This is a genomic window from Janibacter terrae NBRC 107853 (assembly GCF_001591405.1).
In the GTDB taxonomy this organism is placed as follows: Bacteria; Actinomycetota; Actinomycetes; order Actinomycetales; family Dermatophilaceae; genus Janibacter; species Janibacter terrae.
In genome coordinates, this window is record NZ_BCUV01000002.1 from 344,157 (window position 1) to 361,400 (window position 17,244).

The following is a 17,244-nucleotide window of genomic DNA, read 5'->3' on the forward strand; positions in this document are numbered from 1 at the left end:
GGGAGGGTCAGGTCACCGGCAGACGGGAGATGAACTGCCGCAGCTGCTCGATGTTGCGCACCTCGTGCATGTCGACGACCTCGGCGTAGCGGCTCGCGACGGAGTCGCCGGTGTCCCACATGCGGGCCGGCTCGGGGTTGAGCCAGGCGGCGTGCTTGGCCTGCCGCACGAGGGTCCGCAGCGCCTCGACCCGTGGGTCGGTGCCGTTGGTGCGGGCGTCGCCGAGGACGAGCACCGTCGAGCGGGGACCGATGGCGTCGAGGTGGTGCTCGACCGCGTCCTCGAAGGCGGCACCGTAGTCGCTGGACCCGTGCCACCGCGTCATCTGCGCCTCGCGGGCCACGCGCTCGCTGATGTCCTCGCCGACCCGCGACTCGCGCACGAGGTCGGTGATGTCGTCGCAGGTGTTGACGAACCCGATGAACCGCACCCGGCGGAAGACGCCGGCGAGCGACTGGAGCAGCAGCATCGTGAAGCGGGAGAAGCCCGCGACCGAGCCCGACATGTCGCACAGCAGCACGATGTCGGCGCGGCTGCGGTGACGCCGCTTGTACTCCGGCCGCACCGGCACGCCACCCGTCGACATCGCCGAGCGGAGGGTGCGTCGGATGTCGATGCTGCCGCGCGCATGGCGCCGCTGGCGGGCGGCGAGCTTGGCCGCGAGCTTGCGCGACAGCGGGCCGATGACGGCCTGCAGCTCGGCCGCCTCGGTCGTGCCGGTGAGCAGGAAGTCCTTGCGCTCCAAGGGGTCCCGCACGCCGAAGCACGAGATGCGCTCGCGGCCGCGGACCTCCGCGTTGCGCCGCGCGGCCTCGGTCTCGACGGCCCGGCGGAAGGCGGCGACGCGCCCGCGGATCTCGTCGCGGTCGTAGCGGTTGCTGAGCCGCTCGGGCCGCCACGGGCTCCCGGCGCCGCCACCGCCCGAGGCGCCGGACCCCGAGCCGGTGCCCCCACCCCCTTCGCCCGCTCCGCCCGGCACGTCGCCGGCGTCCCGGGCGCGTTGCAGCGCAGCGGCGATCGCCGTCTGCGGCGCGAGCCGGTCGAGCGTCTGGCTCGCGGACCACCCGCCCGTCGTCGCCTCGTTGGCCAGGCGGCCGAGCTCGCTGAGCGCCCGCGCGGCGAGCTCCTCGAGGCCGCGCTCGTCGTCCCGGGCGAGGGCGTCCACGAGGTCCTCGCGGATGGCGGCGGCACGCGCGCGGGCGCCGGCGGTGTCGGTCGGCACCGGGTCGCCGGCCGCCCCCGTGCGACCGCCGACGGCCGGCGGGAAGTGGATGTCGAAGAGCTGGTCGAAGACGGCGCGGTCGGCCGAGCGGCGCATCATCGCCGCGGCCGTGCCGGCCCGCAGCCGTTCGCGGTCGTCGAGCCCGAGGACGGTGGCGACCGCGGCCGCGTCGGCGACCTCGGACGTCCCGACGGTCACGCCGTGCAGCCGCAGCGAGCGCGCGAGGTCGACGAGGCGCTCGCCGAGCGGGTCACGCGAGGGCACGGTCCAGGTCCAGCTGCGCGATCGCCATGTCGATGTCCTCGCGGTGCTTGAGCACGACACCGAGGGTGGCGCGCAGGAGCTGCGGGTCGGGCTCGTCGCCGGCTCCGAGGCTGACGAGGGTGCGGGCCCAGTCGATCGTCTCGGCGACCGAGGGCGACTTGCGCAGCCGCATCCGGCGCAGCGCACCCACGAGCCGCACGATCGAGTCGGCGAGGGCGTCCTCGAGGCCGGGCACGGAGAGCGCGACGATCCGGCGCTCGAGCTCGGCCTCCGGGTAGTCGATGTGCAGGTAGAGGCAGCGGCGGCGCAGGGCCTCCGAGAGCTCCCTCGTGGCATTGGAGGTCAGGACGACGAAGGGGGTCTGGCTCGCCCGGATCGTCCCGAGCTCGGGGACCGTGACCTGGAAGTCCGAGAGCACCTCGAGCAGCAGCCCCTCGATCTCGACGTCGGCCTTGTCGAGCTCGTCGATGAGCAGCACGGTCGGGTGCTCGTTGCGGATCGCGGTGAGCAGCGGGCGGGAGAGGAGGAACTCGTCGGTGAAGATGTCCTCCTTGACCGACGTCCAGTCGGCCTCGTCGGCGCCCCGGGAGTCGTGGTGGGCACCGGCGGCGGTGATGCGCAGCAGCTGCTTGGCGTGGTTCCACTCGTAGAGGGCGCGGGCCTCGTCGACGCCCTCGTAGCACTGGAGGCGCACGAGCTCGCCGTCCGTCGCGGCCGAGACGGCAGCCGAGAGGGCGGTCTTGCCCACACCGGCCGGCCCCTCGATGAGCAGCGGCTTGCCGAGCTGGTCGGCGAGGTAGACCGTCGTCGCGATCGCGTCGGAGGCGAGGTAGCCGTGGGCCGCGAGCCGCTCACGGACGTCGTCGACGGAGGCGAAGCGGGGGGTGTGCGTCATGGGCGCCAGTCTGCCGGAGGGCTCGGGGCGCGTCCGCTCCGGTCCGCGGGGTCGATGGGTACGGTGGGCGCCACGCCCTTCGCCACCTCCCAGGACGGACCCCACGTGAGCGACGACCAGATCCGGCGCCTGAAGAGCCGGAACCAGGCCCTGACCGCGGAGCTCGACCTGCTGCGCGGCTTCAGCAGGCACCCCTTCGACGACATCGACCTGCCCCCGCGGGTCGCGGACGTGGTGACGGGCGTGCGCGAGGAGTCCCTGACCTACCTCAAGGAGGCGGACCTGCGCCTGCTCGCCGAGCTCGTCGCCGAGGCCGACCGCGCCGGTCGCGAGGGCCTGGTCCTCGAGTGCGGCACCGCGCTCGGCGGGTCCGCGATCGTCATGGGTGCGGCCAAGGCCGCAGGTCGCCCCATGCGGGTCTTCGACGTCTTCGGGATGATCCCGCCACCCACCGAGGAGGACGGGGCCGACGTCCACGAGCGGTACGAGACGATCCGGCGCGGTGAGTCCGGGGGTCTCGGCGGCCAGACGTACTACGGCTACCGCGAGGACCTGCTCGGCGAGGTGACCGCCTCCTTCGCCCGCCACGGGGTCCCGGTGGCGGACAACGACATCGAGCTGGTGCGCGGACTCTTCGAGGACACCGTGCACGTCGACGGCCCGGTCGCCCTGGCGCACCTCGACGGCGACTGGTACGCATCGACGAAGGTCTGCCTCGAGCGGATCGCCCCACATGTCGTGCCGGGCGGCCGCATCGTCCTCGACGACTACTACCACTGGTCCGGGGCGCGCACGGCGACCGACGAGTACTTCGACGGGCGGCCGGGCTGGCGCGTCGAGCACCGGGCCAAGGTGCACGTGGTGCGGGAGGGCTGAGGTGGCGCCCCGCGTCATCCACACCGCCCAGGCGCTCGTCGACGTCGTCGTCGAGGTGCCCGGCCTGCCGCGTCGCGGCGGCAACGCCATGGCGACGGACGCCACCCGGTACGCCGGGGGAGCGGTGACGACCCTCCTCGCGGCGGCCCGCTCGGGCGCCGAGGCGGTCCACGCCGGTGCCCACGGTCGGGGACCCAACGGCGACCTCGTGCGCGAGACCCTTGCGGCAGAAGGGGTCTCGTTGTCCGCGCCTGTCGTCGAGGAGCTCGACACCGGCATCTGCGTCGTCATGGTCGAGCCGTCCGCGGAGCGCACCTTCGTCACGACCCAGGACGCCGAGCGGCGGATCAGCGTCGAGTCCCTGCAGACGAGCGCACCCGTCGCGGGCGACCTCGTGTGCGTCAGCGGCTACAGCCTCGTGGGTCGCACCAGGGACCCGATCGTCGCCTGGCTCGAGTTACTTCCCGCCGGGGTCCTCGTCGTGCTCGACCCAGGTGCCGTCTTCGCCGAGCTGGACCCCTCCCTTCGCTCCCGGGTCGTCGCGCTCACCGACGTCTGGACGGGCAATGCGGAGGAGTCCGAGGACTTCGGCGGGGCGCCGGGGATGGGTCCGGCCGCCGAGGCCGTCGCCGCCCACCTCCGCCACGGGGCCGTGGCGGTCGTCCGGGACGGCGACCGGGGGTGCGCGGTGCACGCCGACGGTAAGACCTTCGTCGTGCCCGGGTTCCCCGAGACCCCGGTCGACACCAACGGCGCGGGCGACACGCACACCGGCGTCCTCCTCGCCGAGCGGGCGAAGGGGGCCACCTGGCCGGATGCCTGCCGCCGGGCCAACGCCGCCGGCGCGATCAAGGTGACCCGCAAGGGGCCGACGAGCGCGCCCACCGCCGCGGAGATCGACGCCTACCTGGCGGCTGCCCGCTCGTCGACCAGCTCGGCGTAGACCACCACGTTGTCGACGTGGTGCCCCGTCTCCCCGTCGAAGTGGCCACCGCAGGTGATCAGCCGCAGCGCGGCGTGGTCGACCTCGCCGTAGACGTCGTCGGTGGGGAACTTCGTCTTGGGGTACTGCCCGATGTCGCTCACCTCGAACACGGCGGTCGAGCCGTCCGCCCGCTCGACCTCGACCCGCTGGCCCTCGCGCATCGAGCCGAGCTCGAAGAAGACGGCAGGCTCCTTGTCCCAGGTGACGTGCGCGGCCAGGACGGATGGTCCGAGCTCGCCCGGGGTGGGGCTCCCGGTGAACCAGCCCGTGCTCGTGCCGTCCTGCGGGACCTCCATCGTCCGGTCGGCCTGCAGGCCGAGGTCGGTGATCGAGCTGCTCACCCCGAGCGACGGGATCGAGATCGACGTGGGGCGCGACCGAGACATCCGCTGGGCGGTGGGCTCGGGCGCGGGATCGGACGACGGGGACGGGCTCGTCGGGGCCGGGTCCATGTGGTGACCGGCGTGCCCGCCCTCCGACACCGCCGCGGGGGGCGGCGTCCGGGTCTCCTGCTGCGAGAGGCCGTAGGCGGTCAGGCCGCTGCCGGCGACGGCGAGGGCGAGGACCGCGACCGCCACGCCCTTCGCGCGGCGGTCGCGGCCCTGGGTGTCGTGCGGCACGACCTGCTCAGCTCTCCTGCGTCAGGCGACGACGCATGACGAGCAGGCCGGCCGCGCCCGCCATGGCGAGGGCGCCGGCGCCCAGCGCACCCTTGGCCTCGAGGCCCTCGGTCGTGCCGCCACCGGTCTGGACGCCACCGGTGGGTGCCGCTGCGACCGCGGCCCCCGTCACGGTGCCGCAGGTCGCCGGGTTGGTGGCCTCCTCCGGGATGCCCTTGACGCCGAGGGACTTCGCCAGGCTGGACTCGCCGAGCGCGTCCATGTCGTACTTGCCGTTGCCGTTGGCGTCGAGGCCGTGCTGGACGACGTGCAGGTTCTTCAGCTTGGGCCCGGCCCCCTCGGGGAGGGTGATCGTCCGCGAGTACTTCAGGTTGCCGTCGGCGTCCGCGACGGGCATGCGGTCCACGGCCAGGCCGCTCTTCGGGCTCGTGTCCCCCTTCGTCGTCAGCGAGATCATGATGTCGCCGTAGGTCGGCAGGCCCTCCTCGGTGTCGACCTGGCCGTCGCCGTCCTTGTCGGCCGCGGGCGTGGGGCACGTGAAGTCCTTGTTCTCGTCGAACGAGCCGTGGAAGTGCTGGGCGTGCGGCGAGCTCGGGGTGAACCCGGTGCCCGTGATGTCGACCGTCATCTGGTCGCCCGCCACGGTGACCGTGGCGGTGGACGTCGACCCGCTGTCGTTGCCCATCGTGTCGGTGAGGTTCATCGTCCACGTCTCGTCGGCGCTCGCGCCGGTGGCTCCCGCGAAGAGGATCGCGCACGCGGCCGGGGTGGCGAGAGCGGCCTTGGTGAAGGTGTGCATACCTGACTCCTGTGTCGTTGGCCGGGCCGATCTCGGGTGACCGGTGGGGCCTCGTGCCGGGACTTCGGAGCGAAGGGGGAGGACGGATTGGTCAGCGGGCGTCGAGCTCGTCGCGGCAGCGCTGCTCGAAGGTGTCGAGCTCGGCGAGGGCGTCGTCGATGTCGCGCCGCCGGCGCTGCAGGTCCTCGCGCCGCTCGTCGATCTGCCCGAGCACGTACTCGAGCTGGCTGGCATGCCCCCGGGGCGCGTCGTAGAGGTCGATGATCGTGGCGATCTCGTCGAGGGGGAAGCCCAGGCGCCGCCCCCGCAGCACGAGGGCCAGGCGGGTGCGGTCGCGGCGGTGGAAGATCCGGGTCGTCCCTCGCCGCTCCGGGGAGATCAGGCCGAGGGCCTCGTAGTGGCGGATCGTGCGCGTCGTCACGCCGAACTCGTCCGCCATCTCGCGGATCGTCCAGGTCGCGCTTGTCATGGACGGGAGCATGCTTTACGTTGACGTCAACGTCAAGCGCCCTTCGTCTCGGAAGACACGACATGTTCGAGCTCTCGCAGGACCACGAGGACTTCCGCGCCAGCGTGCGCGACTTCGCCGACAAGGAGGTCGAGCCGCACGTCGCCCGGTGGGACAAGGACCACCACCTGCCCCTCGAGGTCGTGCGCCGGATGGGCGACCTGGGGCTCTTCGGCCTCGTCGTCCCCGAGCGCTGGGGCGGCTCCGCCGAGACCGTCGACGGCGTGGTGCAGTCCGACTTCACCGCCCTGTGCGTCGCGATCGAGGAGCTCGGCCGGGTCGACCAGTCGATCGGCATCACCCTGTCGGCGGGCGTCGGCCTGGGCATCAACCCGATCCTCACCTACGGCACGGACGAGCAGCGCGACACCTGGCTGCCCGACCTCGTCGCCGGGCGCGCGCTCGCCGGCTTCGGCCTCACCGAGCCCGATGCCGGCTCCGACGCCGGTGGCACCCGGACGACCGCCCGGCGCGACGGCGACGAGTGGGTCATCGACGGCGCCAAGTCCTTCATCACCAACTCGGGCACCGACATCACCTCGCTCGTCACCGTGACGGTCCGCACCGGCACGAGCGCCGAGGGCCGCCCGCAGATCTCGGCGATCATCGTGCCGAGCGGCACCCCCGGCTTCACCGTCGAGGAGCCCTACGACAAGCTCGGCTGGCACATCTCCGACACCCACGGGCTGTCCTTCGCCGGCTGCCGCGTGCCCGCCGACCACCTCGTCGGCGAGGAGGGGCAGGGCTTCCGTCAGTTCCTCAAGACCCTCGACGACGGGCGGATCGCGATCTCCGCGCTCGCCACCGGCCTGACCCAGCGGATGCTCGAGCTGTCGACGGAGTATGCCCAGACGCGCACCTCCTTCGGGCGCCCGATCGGGGCCAACCAGGGCGTGAGCTTCCAGGTCTCCGACCTCGCGGTCATGGCCGAGACCTCCCGCGTGCTCACCTACAAGGCCGCGTGGCTCAAGGACGAGGCCGACCGCGGCCGCCGCTCCGCCAAGGAGGTCGCCAGGGCGGCCTCGATCGCCAAGCTCTACACCTCCGAGGCGGCCGTGAGCGCCACCCGCATCGCGACCCAGGTCTTCGGGGGCAACGGCTTCATGGAGGAGTACCCGGTCGCACGCTTCTACCGCGACGCCAAGATCCTCGAGATCGGCGAGGGCACCTCCGAGGTCCAGCGCATGGTCATCGCCCGCCACCTCGGCCTGCCGGTCTGAGCGAGCGACGAGCGAAGGGAGCACCACCCGTGAGCACCTACCCTCTCGATCCCAAGGTCGAGGACGTCCGTCGCCGCATCCGCGAGGCCCACGAGGCCTCCGAGCGCCCGAGCGAGCAGGCCGCCGCCAAGCTCGAGGCGCAGGGCAAGCTCTACGTCCGCGACCGGATCGCCCTGCTCGTCGACGAGGGCTCCTTCGTCGAGGACGGCCGCTACGCCAACGCCCTCGCCCCGGGGCTCCCGGCCGACGGCGTCGTCACCGGCCGTGGCCTCGTCGACGACCGGCCGGTCATCGTCATCGCCAACGACCCGACGGTCAAGGCCGGCTCGTGGGGCGCCCGCACGGTGGAGAAGATCGTGCGCGCCACCGAGACCGCGCTGCGCGAGGAGCTGCCGGTCTTCTGGCTGGTCGACTCCGCCGGTGCGCGGATCACCGACCAGGTCGAGATGTTCCCCGGCCGCCGCGGCGCCGGCCACATCTTCCACAACCAGGTCGCGCTGTCGGGCCGGGTCCCGCAGATCTGCTGCCTCTTCGGCCCGAGCGCCGCGGGCGGCGCGTACATCCCCTCCTTCACCGACCTCGTGATCATGGTCGAGGGCAACGCGTCGATGTACCTCGGTAGCCCGCGCATGGCCGAGATGGTCGTGGGGGAGCGGGTCTCCCTGGAGGAGATGGGTGGCGCCCGCATGCACTGCACCGTGAGCGGCGTCGGTGACGTGCTCGTCGGTGACGACGCCGAGGCGATCGAGACGGCGCGGCTGTGGCTGAGCTATCTCCCGCTCAGCTGGCGGAGCGACCTGCCCACCTACCTCCCGGAGGAGCCGGCGGTACCCCTCACGGCCGCGACGATCCCGGAGCGCGAGTCGCAGCCCTTCGACGTCCACGACGTCATCGACGGCCTCGTCGACGACGACTCCTTCTTCGAGGTCAAGCAGCTCTTCGCGCCCGAGCTCGTCGTGGGCCTGGGCCGGATGGCGGGCGAGACCGTCGGCATCGTCGCCAACAACTCGATGGCCAAGGGTGGCGTGCTCTTCACCGACAGTGCCGACAAGGCCGCGCGCTTCATCTGGCTCTGCGACGCCTACTCGATCCCGCTCGTCTACCTCGCGGACGTCCCCGGGTTCATGATCGGCGCCGAGGTCGAGCGGGGTGGCATCATCCGCCACGGCGCCAAGATGGTCTCCGCGGTGGCCTCGGCGACGGTGCCGCAGTTCTGCGTCATCGTCCGCAAGGCCTACGGTGCCGGGCTCTACGCGATGGGCGGGCCGGGCTTCGCGCCCGACGCGACGATCGCGCTGCCGACCGCCCGCATCGCCGTCATGGGCCCCGAGGCCGCGGTCAACGCGGTCTACGCCAACAAGATCGCCCAGGTCGAGGCCGACGAAGGGGAGGCCGCCCGCGACGATTTCATCGCCGCCCGTCGCGCCGAGTACGAGGAGGACGTCGACCTCGAGCGCCTCGCCGCCGACCTCGTCCTCGACCAGGTCATCGAGCCGGAGGAGCTGCGGGGCGAGCTGCTCGCCCGACTGCGACACGCGCGGGGTCGCGACCGCCGGTTCACCGAGCGCCGTCGGGGGATCCCGCCCGTCTGACCTGGGGCGGCGACCGGGGTCCTGCCGTTCGCGCTGCGAGATCGCTCGCTCTTCCTTACCGTTGGGTAGCCACGTCCCCTGACGAAGGAAACACCCTGATGACGCGCTGGACAGCCCCCTTCGCCGCCGCAGCCTGTGCGATCGGCCTCGTCGCCACCGCCGGCTCCGCCGGCGCCGCCACCAACGACCCGCTCCGCCCCGACCTGTGGGGGCTCGACCAGGTGCACGCCGAGCAGGCCTGGTCCTCCGGCCGCGGTGCGGGCGTCGTCGTCGCCGTCGTCGACACCGGCGTCGACCTCGGTCACCCGGACCTGCAGGGTCGTCTCGTGCCCGGGGCCGACTTCGTCTGCGGCGAGGCCACCGGGTCCTGCGGCGACGGCAGCTGGCAGGGGCAGGACGGTGTGGGCCAGGACCCCGACGTCCACGGCACCCACGTGGCCGGCACGATCGTCGGCACGGCGGACAACGGCATCGGCGTCGCCGGCGTCGCGCCCGACGCCCAGGTCATGCCGATCAAGGTCCTCGAGGACGGCTCCGGCACCAACGAGGACATCGCCGAGGGCATCCGCTACGCGGCCGACCACGATGCCGACGTCGTCAACCTCAGCCTCGGCGGCCTGCCCGGCACGCAGATCTTCTCCATCCTCGGTCTCGACACGACGATGATGGACGCGATCCAGTACGCCCGCGACAAGGGCACGTTGACCGTCGCCGCGGCCGGCAACTCCTCGACCCTCGTCTGCAACGACCCGGCCTTCAGCAGCGACTCGATCTGCGTGGGCGCGACCGACCGCGACGAGCAGAAGTCCTACTTCTCCGAGCTCCCGGTGAAGCTCAGCGGCAAGGGCGTCGCCGCCCCCGGCGGGTCCGGCCGCCTCCTCGGCGGGGAGTGCTCCGACGACATCCTCTCCACCGTCCCCCGCGGCACCGGCACGGACGAGTGCGGCGAGGGCACGGACTACGCCGCCTTCGCCGGGACCTCGATGGCGACCCCGCACGTCGCCGGCGTCGCGGCGATCCTCTACGGACAGGGTCGTGACCTGGCCGACGTCGAGCAGGCCATCCTCGCCACCTCGCGCGACCCGCTGCTCGGCACCCGCGGCGGCTTCAGCCCGCTCTACGGCCGCGGCATCGTCGACGCCGAGGCGGCCGTCGCCTACCCGCGCGGCTGAGCCGATCAGGCCTGCGGCGCCGCTGACACCGTCCACCACGCCACGTCGAGGTCGGTGAGCAGGCGCCGCAGCAGCGGCAGGCACAGGCCGATGACGGTGCTCGGGTGGCCCTCGATCCGCTCCACGAAGGGGGCGCCCAGCCCGTCGATCGTGAAGCCCCCGGCCACGTGCAGCGGCTCCCCGGTGGCGACGTAGCCGTCGACCTCCGCATCCGACGCCCCGGTGAAGTGCACGCGTGCACTCGCCGGGGCGCCGGCCGTCCGGCCGGTGCGCAGGTCGATCACGTGGTGCCCGGTGTGCAGCTCGCCGGAGCGCCCGCGCATCGTGCGCCAGCGCTCCCGCGCCACCTCGGCCGTCCCCGGTTTCCCGTGGACCCGACCGTCCATCTCGAGGACGGAGTCGCAGGCGATGACCAGGTCGGTCCCGGGGGGCAGGCGATCGGCGACGGAGGCCCCCTTCGCCTCCGCCAGGACCTGGGCCAGCGCGGCCGGGGACAGGTGCGGGTCACGCTGCCGGGCCGCCGCCTCGAGCCTCGGCTCGTCGACGTGGCTCACCACGACCTGCGGATCGATGCCGGCGGCACGCAGCAGGGCCAGACGTGCGGGGGATGCGGAGGCGAGGACGACTGAGGTCATGGCCACATCATCACCCAGTTGCCGAGAGATGACTGACGGGTAACATAGGGCCCACCACCACACCGACGATGTCGTCCGCAGGGAGCCACCACACCTGTCCGGGGGACCTCGACCCCTCCCTCGACGACAGGATGCGCATGTTCTCGACGACGAAGCGTGCCGTGGCCGCCTCCGCGGTGGCCCTGGCCCTCGGTCTGCCCCTCGCCGGCCAGGCCGGCGCCGACCACCGCGACGTCCCCGGTACCGCCGGTGCCCGGACGTTGACCGACACCCCCGAGCCACCCCGCCCGGCCTTCTACGAGCCGCCGGCGAGGATCCCGAGCACCCCCGGCACGATCATCCGCAGCGAGCCGGCCCCCTTCCTGCTCGACCCCTTCGGCCTGTCCTCGTCGGTGGTCACCGCGACGCGGGTCATGTACTCGTCCACGGACGGCAGCGGCACCCCGATCGCGGTGACCGGCACGGTCTTCGTGCCGAGGACGACCTACGTCGGTGCCTCGCGGCGTCCGCTGATCTCGTACGCCCCCGGCACCCAGGGCATGGGCGACCGGTGCGCCCCGTCCCGGCAGATGGAGAGCTTCGTCGAGTACGAAGGGATCGGTGTCGCTCGTGCGGTGGGACGCGGCTACGCGGTGGGCATCACCGACCTCCAGGGCCTCGGCACGCCGGGGTCGCACACCTACATGGCCCGCGAGCCGCAGGGACGGGCGACGCTCGACATGGCCCGCGCCGCGCAGGACCTGCAGGGCAGCGGCCTCGACGCCAGGACCCCGGTCGGCCTCATGGGCTACTCCCAGGGCGGCGGGGCGGCGGCCGCGGCCGCCGAGCTGGCGTCCACGTACGCACCCGAGCTGGACATCAAGGGCTCGGCCATCGGGGCGCCGCCGGCCGACCTGGCCGAGGCGGGGACCAACATCGACGGCACGACCTACACCCTCTTCGCGCTCTTCGCCACGCTCGGCGTGGCGGCGGCGGAGCACATCGACGTCACCGATCACCTCAACCCGGCGGGGCAGCAGCTGGCGAGCGAGGTCGAGGGTGCCTGCGTATTCGACCTCCTCTCCTACGCCCACCTGGACACCTCGAGGTACACGACGAGCGGGCACAAGCTCACGGAGCTGCTCGAGGAGGAGCCCTTCGCCTCGGCGGTCGCGAAGCAGCGGATCGGGACGCTCGAGCCCAACGCCCCGGTGCAGATCAACCACGCGCTCGGCGACGACGTCATCCCGTACGCGGTCGGCAGGCAGCTCGGCAGTGACTGGTGCGACCAGGGCACGCGCGTCTCCTTCAACGCCGGCTTGACCCCGACGCACGTCGGCGGCATGGTCCCGCACGTCGAGAAGTCGATGCTCTTCTTCGAGGCACGCTTCGCCGGTCTCAACCAGGCGAGCAGCTGCTGGCGCCTCTGACCGAGCGACGAGCGGTGCTCGGGCGAGACCTCCTCAGTCCCGCCCGAGCACCGCCGTACGCAGGGTGTCGAGCCCGACGCCGCCGATGTCGAGGGCGCGACGGTGGAAGGCCCTGAGGTCGAAGGCGTCCCCCTCCCTCCGCGCCGTCTCCGCGCGCAGCTGCAGCCACAGGCGCTCGCCGATCTTGTAGCTCGGGGCCTGCCCGGGCCAGCCGAGGTAGCGGTCGAGCTCGAAGCGCAGGAAGCCCTCGTCCATGTTGGCGTGGGCCGAGAGGAAGTCCCAGGCCTTGTCGTAGGTCCACGCGCCACCACCGACCTCCGGCGGGGCCTCGAAGCCGCAGTGGACCCCGATGTCGAGCACGACGCGCGCGGCCCGCAGCGACTGCCCGTCGAGCAGCCCCATCCGGTTGCCGGGGTCGTCCATGTGGCCGAGCTCGGCCATCAGCCACTCGGCGTAGAGCGCCCAGCCCTCGCCGTGGCCGGAGGTCCACGACGCCAGCCGGCGCCAGCGGTTGAGCAGCTCCTTGCGGAAGATCGTCTGGCCCACCTGGAGGTGGTGGCCCGGGACGCCCTCGTGGTAGACGGTCGTCAGCTCGCGCCACGTGCCGAACTGCGTGACGCCCTTGGGCACCGACCACCACATGCGGCCGGGCCGGGAGAAGTCGTCGCTCGGCCCGGTGTAGTAGATCCCGCCGGTCTCGGTCGGGGCGATGCGGCACTCGATGGTGCGCACCGGCTCGGGGATGTCCAGGTGCGGGTCGAGCAGCTCGATCGCCTCGTCGGCGGTGCGCTGCATCCACGCGCGCAGGGCGTCGGTGCCGTGCAGCTGGTAGCGCGGGTCGGCGTCGAGCGCCTCGATCGCCTCCTTGACCGTGGCCCCGGGGCGGATCCGCTCGGCGACCGCCCCCATCTCGGCGCTGATGCGAGCCAGCTCCTCCTGACCCCAGGCGTACGTCTCCTCGAGGTCGACCTCCGCGCCGAGGAAGGTCCGCGAGTACAGCTGGTAGGCCTCGCGCCCGCAGGCGTCCGCCCGGGGCGCCAGGTCACGCAGGGGCTGCAGGCGCTCGGCGAGCTCCGCGAAGCCTGCTGCGGCGGCGTCCACCGAGCGTCGCAGGTCGGTGGCGAGCGTCCCGGGTAGGGGGTCACCCCCTTCGAGCGTGGCGCCGGCCAGCAGGCCGACGAAGTACCCGTCGTCCGCGACGAGGTCCGCGCACTGCTCGATGCACCGGTCGTACTGACGACGGGGGGCGATGTTGCCCTGCGACGCGGCGGCGGCGAGCGAGTCGGTCCACTGCTCGAGGGCGGTGGGGACAGCGGCCATGCGGGTGGCGATCGTCGCCCAGTCGTCCGCGGTGGCCGTCGGCATGAGGTCGAAGACGTCACGCACCGACTGCATCGGCGAGGCGATGACGTTGATCTCCTGCAGGTCCAGACCGGCGGCGTGGATCTCCTCGGCGAGCCCCAGACGCTCGCGCATCGCCTCGACGGTCACCCGGTCCACGTCGTCGACCGGGGCCGCGGCGTCGAGCGCGCCGAGGGTGCGTCGGCGCAGCCGAGCGGCAGCCTCGAAGCCGGCCGGTGAGAGGTCGTCGAGCTCGCCGTCGCGCCCCGGCAGACCGAGGTAGGTCGCGGTGATGGGGGACAGGTCGACCTCGGCGTCGAGGTGGGCCTCGGCGATGCGGTCGATCTCGGTCTGCGGGCGACGCTGCTCGGTGGTCACCCGCGCGAGGCTACTCGTCAACCCGGTCATCGTGGTCCTGCGAGGATCGGGCGTGCACACGTTCCCCCCTACGTCCCCCGGAGTGACCTCATGACCCTCACCGCTGCCGCCGACGGCTCCGCCCTCGGCAACCCCGGACCCGCAGGCTGGGGCTGGTACGTCGACGAGGAGCGCTGGGACCTCGGCGGCTGGGCGCACGGGACCAACAACATGGGTGAGCTGACCGCGGTCCTCGACCTGCTGCAGCAGACCGCGCACCTCGACGAGGACCTGCACGTCATCTGCGACAGCAAGTACGTCATCAACTCGATCACCTCCTGGATGCCGGGGTGGAAGGCCAAGGGCTGGCGCAAGAAGGACGGCAAGCCGGTCCTCAACCTCGAGATCATGCAGGCGCTCGACGCCGCGATGGCGGGACGTTCGGTGACCTTCGAGTGGGTCAAGGGGCACGCCGGCCACGAGCTCAACGAGCATGCCGACCGGCTCGCCACGACCGCCGCAGCCGCGTGGGCGAAGGGGGCCGCCCCCGTCCCCGGACCCGGCATCCCGGGTGCCCGCTCCGGGACGGCCGAGACGGTGGTGGAGCGGGCGGTGCAGGACGAGCCGCTCTCGCTCTTCTGATCAGGGGCGGCGCAGGAGGGTGCGCAGGAGGGTCGGCAGGTCCAGGCCGGACCCGGAGAGGGTCACCGTGATCGGGTCGCCGGGACGGATCTCACCCGGCTGGACGACGCGGAGGTAGGCGCCGCTGCGTCCGTGCGCAGCGAAGCGCGTGACCCACCCGCGCTCGCCCATCCGCTCGGCGAAGGTCCCGCACGGCACGCGTGGCCCGCGCACCTCGAGGACGGCTGTGCCGACCTGCCAGCGGTCCCCGACCTCGGCGGCGTCGACGTCGATGCCCGCCGTCGTGAGGTTCTCCCCGAACATCCCGGGCGGCAGCTCCTTGCCGAGCTCCCGCTCCCAGGCGTCGAGCTCCTCCCGGGCGAAGGCGTACACGGCCTGGTCCGAACCGCCGTGGTGCCGACCGTCGCCGACGTGGTCGCCGCCGACGCCGGAGACACCTGCACCGTCCTCGACGCGCTTGGGCCCCGGGTCGCTCACGCTGATGACCTCCACGGGCTGCTTGCCGATCCCGGTGGGACGGCCGCGGGGGATGCGCTGCACCATCGGTCGGCCGACGTTGACGGACAGGACCTGCGGCTGCGGTGAGGACACCGCGACAGGCTACGCGCCCCCTTCGCCCCGGACGTGACTCGCGGGTACGACACCCACTCGTGCGAGCCCGATGCTGCGTGGGCCCCGATTTCCGGGGGTGCAGTCGTCGGCGCCCCGACGAGTGGGCGTCGTACCCGCGGGTAACTGGGTCGTTCTTTCGATCTGGCCCTCAGCGGGGGAGGCCGGAGGCCACCCACCCTGCTCGCGAGGGGTACACCGGCGGGCGGACGAGCCGCTCCGGGGAGGACCAGGCCGAAGGGGGGCCCGCCGGGGCCTCCTCGGCGCCGCCGCCCAGGCCGGACAGGACCGCGACGAGGGCCGCGACCTGCTCGGGCGAGGCATCGCCGAGGACCTCGATCCGCGGACCCGTCGGAGCCGTCGCATCGGTCTCGGGCTGCTCGGGTGCGCCCGTCACAGCGTGGAGCCGATCAGACGTCTGAGCCTGCGACGACGTCACAGCGGGATGTTCCCGTGCTTCTTGGGCGGCAGGGTCTCGCGCTTGGTGCGCAGGGCCCGCAGCGCGCGGCTGACGTTCATCCGGGTGTTGCTCGGCGTGATGACGGTGTCGATGTAGCCACGCTCGGCGGCGACGTACGGGTTGGCCAGGGCGTCCTCGTAGGCGGTGATGAACTCGGCGCGGGCGGTCTCGACGTCGCGTCCCTCGGCCTCGGCAGCGGCGAGCTGCTTGCGGTAGAGGATGTTGACCGCGCCCTGGGCGCCCATGACGGCGATCTGGGCGGTCGGCCACGCGAGGTTGATGTCGGCGCCGAGGTGCTTGGAGCCCATGACGTCGTACGCGCCGCCGTAGGCCTTGCGGGTGATGACCGTGACGAGCGGGACGGTGGCCTCGGCGTAGGCGTAGATGAGCTTGGCGCCGCGGCGGATGATGCCGTTCCACTCCTGGTCGGTGCCGGGCAGGAAGCCCGGCACGTCGACGAAGGTCAGGACCGGGACGTTGAAGGCGTCGCAGGTGCGCACGAAGCGCGCGGCCTTCTCCGAGGCGTCGATGTCGAGCGTCCCGGCGAACTGCATCGGGTTGTTGGCGACGACACCGACCGACTGGCCCTCGATGCGGGCGAAGCCGCAGATGATGTTGGGCGCGAAGAGCGGGTGCACCTCGAGGAACTCGCCGTCGTCGACGACCGACTCGATGACGGCCTTCATGTCGTACGGCATGTTGGCCGAGTCCGGGATGATCGTGTCGAGCGCGAGGTCGGTGTCGTTGACCGTCAGGTCGAGCTCGCCGCCGAAGGTCGGCGCCTGCTCGAGGTTGTTGCTCGGCAGGTAGGACAGGAGCGCCTTGACGTAGTCGATGGCGTCCTCCTCGTCGGTGCCCATGTAGTGCGCGACACCGGACTTGGTGTTGTGCGAGCGGGCGCCGCCCAGGTCCTCGAACTCCACGTCCTCACCGGTGACGGTCTTGATGACGTCGGGGCCGGTGATGAACATGTGCGAGGTCTGGTCGACCATGACGGTGAAGTCGGTGACGGCGGGGGAGTAGACGGCACCGCCGGCGCAGGGGCCCATGATGAGCGAGATCTGCGGGATGACGCCGGACGCGTGGACATTGCGCTTGAAGATCTCGCCGTAGAGACCGAGGGAGACGACACCCTCCTGGATGCGCGCGCCGCCGGAGTCGTTGAGGCCGATCACCGGGCAGCCGATCTTCATCGCGAAGTCCATGACCTTGGTGATCTTCTCGCCGAAGACCTCGCCGAGGGACCCGCCGAAGACGGTGAAGTCCTGCGCGAAGACCGCGACCTGACGCCCGTCGACCGTGCCGTAGCCGGTGACGACTCCGTCGCCGTAGGGCCGGGTGGCCTCCTGGCCGAAGGCGGTCGACCGGTGGCGCGCGTACTTGTCCATCTCGACGAAGCTCCCCTCGTCGAGCAGGAGGGCGAGACGCTCGCGCGCGGTCTTCTTGCCGCGTGCGTGCTGCTTGTCGACGGCTCGCTCGGACCCGGCGTGCGCGACCTCGGCCACCCGGCGCTTGAGGTCGGCGAGCTTGCCCGCGGTCGTGTGGATGTCGATGCCGCTGGGGACGTCGGTGCCACCGATCGCCTGCGCGTCAGTGGTCTCGGTGCTCTGGGACATGGGCGGCAGCCTAGCCTTGCCG

17 protein-coding genes are annotated in these 17,244 nt (G+C 72.5%); 7 read left to right on the forward strand and 10 right to left on the reverse strand.

The window, feature by feature from the left end; translation table 11 throughout:
• Positions 1 to 7: 7 nt before the first annotated feature.
• Together JT1_RS01735 and JT1_RS01740 are read right to left on the reverse strand one after the other, a co-directional pair.
• Complete coding sequence (locus JT1_RS01735) at positions 8 to 1,486, reverse strand: VWA domain-containing protein (RefSeq protein WP_068321997.1); 1,479 nt, start codon at positions 1,484 to 1,486, stop codon at positions 8 to 10.
• Positions 1,473 to 2,381: an AAA family ATPase gene (locus JT1_RS01740; RefSeq protein ID WP_068322002.1), complete on the reverse strand. Its 909-nt coding sequence runs from the start codon at positions 2,379 to 2,381 to the stop codon at positions 1,473 to 1,475. Before JT1_RS01740 ends, JT1_RS01735 begins: the two co-directional genes overlap by 14 nt.
• A 105-nt stretch (positions 2,382 to 2,486) precedes the next feature.
• Here JT1_RS01740 and JT1_RS18800 point away from each other — a divergent pair, with 105 nt between their 5' ends.
• Positions 2,487 to 3,257, forward strand: a complete 771-nt coding sequence (locus JT1_RS18800; protein ID WP_255218223.1) for a TylF/MycF/NovP-related O-methyltransferase — start codon at positions 2,487 to 2,489, stop codon at positions 3,255 to 3,257.
• Between the two features lies 1 nt (position 3,258).
• A complete protein-coding gene (locus tag JT1_RS01750) occupies positions 3,259 to 4,200 on the forward strand; it encodes a PfkB family carbohydrate kinase (RefSeq protein ID WP_068322010.1) in 942 nt (313 codons plus the stop codon).
• On the opposite strand, the gene JT1_RS01755 is transcribed toward JT1_RS01750, so the two are convergent.
• From JT1_RS01755 to JT1_RS01765, 3 genes are all read right to left on the reverse strand, one after another.
• Complete coding sequence (locus JT1_RS01755; RefSeq protein ID WP_068322012.1) at positions 4,161 to 4,862, reverse strand: class F sortase; 702 nt, start codon at positions 4,860 to 4,862, stop codon at positions 4,161 to 4,163. The genes JT1_RS01750 and JT1_RS01755 overlap by 40 nt on opposite strands.
• A gap of 7 nt (positions 4,863 to 4,869) precedes the next feature.
• Complete coding sequence (locus JT1_RS01760) at positions 4,870 to 5,661, reverse strand: hypothetical protein (RefSeq protein WP_068322013.1); 792 nt, start codon at positions 5,659 to 5,661, stop codon at positions 4,870 to 4,872.
• A gap of 91 nt (positions 5,662 to 5,752) precedes the next feature.
• Positions 5,753 to 6,130: a MerR family transcriptional regulator gene (locus tag JT1_RS01765; RefSeq protein WP_068322510.1), complete on the reverse strand. Its 378-nt coding sequence runs from the start codon at positions 6,128 to 6,130 to the stop codon at positions 5,753 to 5,755.
• Positions 6,131 to 6,192: 62 nt separating this feature from the next.
• On the opposite strand from JT1_RS01765, the gene JT1_RS01770 reads away from it, so the two are divergent.
• The 3 genes from JT1_RS01770 to JT1_RS01780 all read left to right on the forward strand — a co-directional run bounded on the left by JT1_RS01770 (position 6,193) and on the right by JT1_RS01780 (position 10,153).
• Positions 6,193 to 7,389: an acyl-CoA dehydrogenase family protein gene (locus tag JT1_RS01770; protein WP_068322018.1), complete on the forward strand. Its 1,197-nt coding sequence runs from the start codon at positions 6,193 to 6,195 to the stop codon at positions 7,387 to 7,389.
• A gap of 29 nt (positions 7,390 to 7,418) precedes the next feature.
• Positions 7,419 to 8,981, forward strand: coding sequence for an acyl-CoA carboxylase subunit beta (locus tag JT1_RS01775; protein ID WP_068322022.1), 1,563 nt, complete (start codon positions 7,419 to 7,421; stop codon positions 8,979 to 8,981).
• A gap of 98 nt (positions 8,982 to 9,079) precedes the next feature.
• The gene (locus tag JT1_RS01780; protein ID WP_068322028.1) at positions 9,080 to 10,153 is read left to right on the forward strand and encodes a S8 family serine peptidase; all 1,074 of its coding nucleotides are present in this window, start codon (positions 9,080 to 9,082) and stop codon (positions 10,151 to 10,153) included.
• 5 nt (positions 10,154 to 10,158) lie between these two features.
• Here the strand turns inward: JT1_RS01780 and JT1_RS01785 are convergent, their stop codons facing one another.
• Positions 10,159 to 10,788 carry a Maf family protein gene (locus JT1_RS01785; RefSeq protein WP_068322030.1) on the reverse strand — a complete coding sequence of 210 codons (630 nt, stop codon included), beginning with the start codon at positions 10,786 to 10,788 and terminating at the stop codon, positions 10,159 to 10,161.
• A gap of 137 nt (positions 10,789 to 10,925) precedes the next feature.
• Here JT1_RS01785 and JT1_RS01790 point away from each other — a divergent pair, with 137 nt between their 5' ends.
• Entirely contained in the window at positions 10,926 to 12,197 is a 1,272-nt protein-coding gene (locus JT1_RS01790; RefSeq protein ID WP_068322032.1) for a lipase family protein, read from the forward strand.
• 33 nt (positions 12,198 to 12,230) lie between these two features.
• On the opposite strand, the gene JT1_RS01795 is transcribed toward JT1_RS01790, so the two are convergent.
• Complete coding sequence (locus tag JT1_RS01795; RefSeq protein WP_068322033.1) at positions 12,231 to 13,946, reverse strand: DUF885 domain-containing protein; 1,716 nt, start codon at positions 13,944 to 13,946, stop codon at positions 12,231 to 12,233.
• A gap of 60 nt (positions 13,947 to 14,006) precedes the next feature.
• On the opposite strand from JT1_RS01795, the gene JT1_RS01800 reads away from it, so the two are divergent.
• The gene (locus JT1_RS01800) at positions 14,007 to 14,537 is read left to right on the forward strand and encodes a ribonuclease H family protein (protein ID WP_068322034.1); all 531 of its coding nucleotides are present in this window, start codon (positions 14,007 to 14,009) and stop codon (positions 14,535 to 14,537) included.
• Here JT1_RS01800 and JT1_RS01805 read toward each other — a convergent pair whose 3' ends face one another.
• The 3 genes from JT1_RS01805 to JT1_RS01815 all read right to left on the reverse strand — a co-directional run bounded on the left by JT1_RS01805 (position 14,538) and on the right by JT1_RS01815 (position 17,222).
• Positions 14,538 to 15,128: an MOSC domain-containing protein gene (locus tag JT1_RS01805; RefSeq protein ID WP_068322035.1), complete on the reverse strand. Its 591-nt coding sequence runs from the start codon at positions 15,126 to 15,128 to the stop codon at positions 14,538 to 14,540.
• Between the two features lie 169 nt (positions 15,129 to 15,297).
• Positions 15,298 to 15,543: an acyl-CoA carboxylase subunit epsilon gene (locus JT1_RS01810; RefSeq protein WP_068322041.1), complete on the reverse strand. Its 246-nt coding sequence runs from the start codon at positions 15,541 to 15,543 to the stop codon at positions 15,298 to 15,300.
• A gap of 38 nt (positions 15,544 to 15,581) precedes the next feature.
• Positions 15,582 to 17,222 (reverse strand): acyl-CoA carboxylase subunit beta, encoded by a 1,641-nt coding sequence (locus JT1_RS01815; RefSeq protein ID WP_068322513.1) that lies wholly within the window; start codon positions 17,220 to 17,222, stop codon positions 15,582 to 15,584.
• Positions 17,223 to 17,244 lie beyond the last annotated feature (22 nt).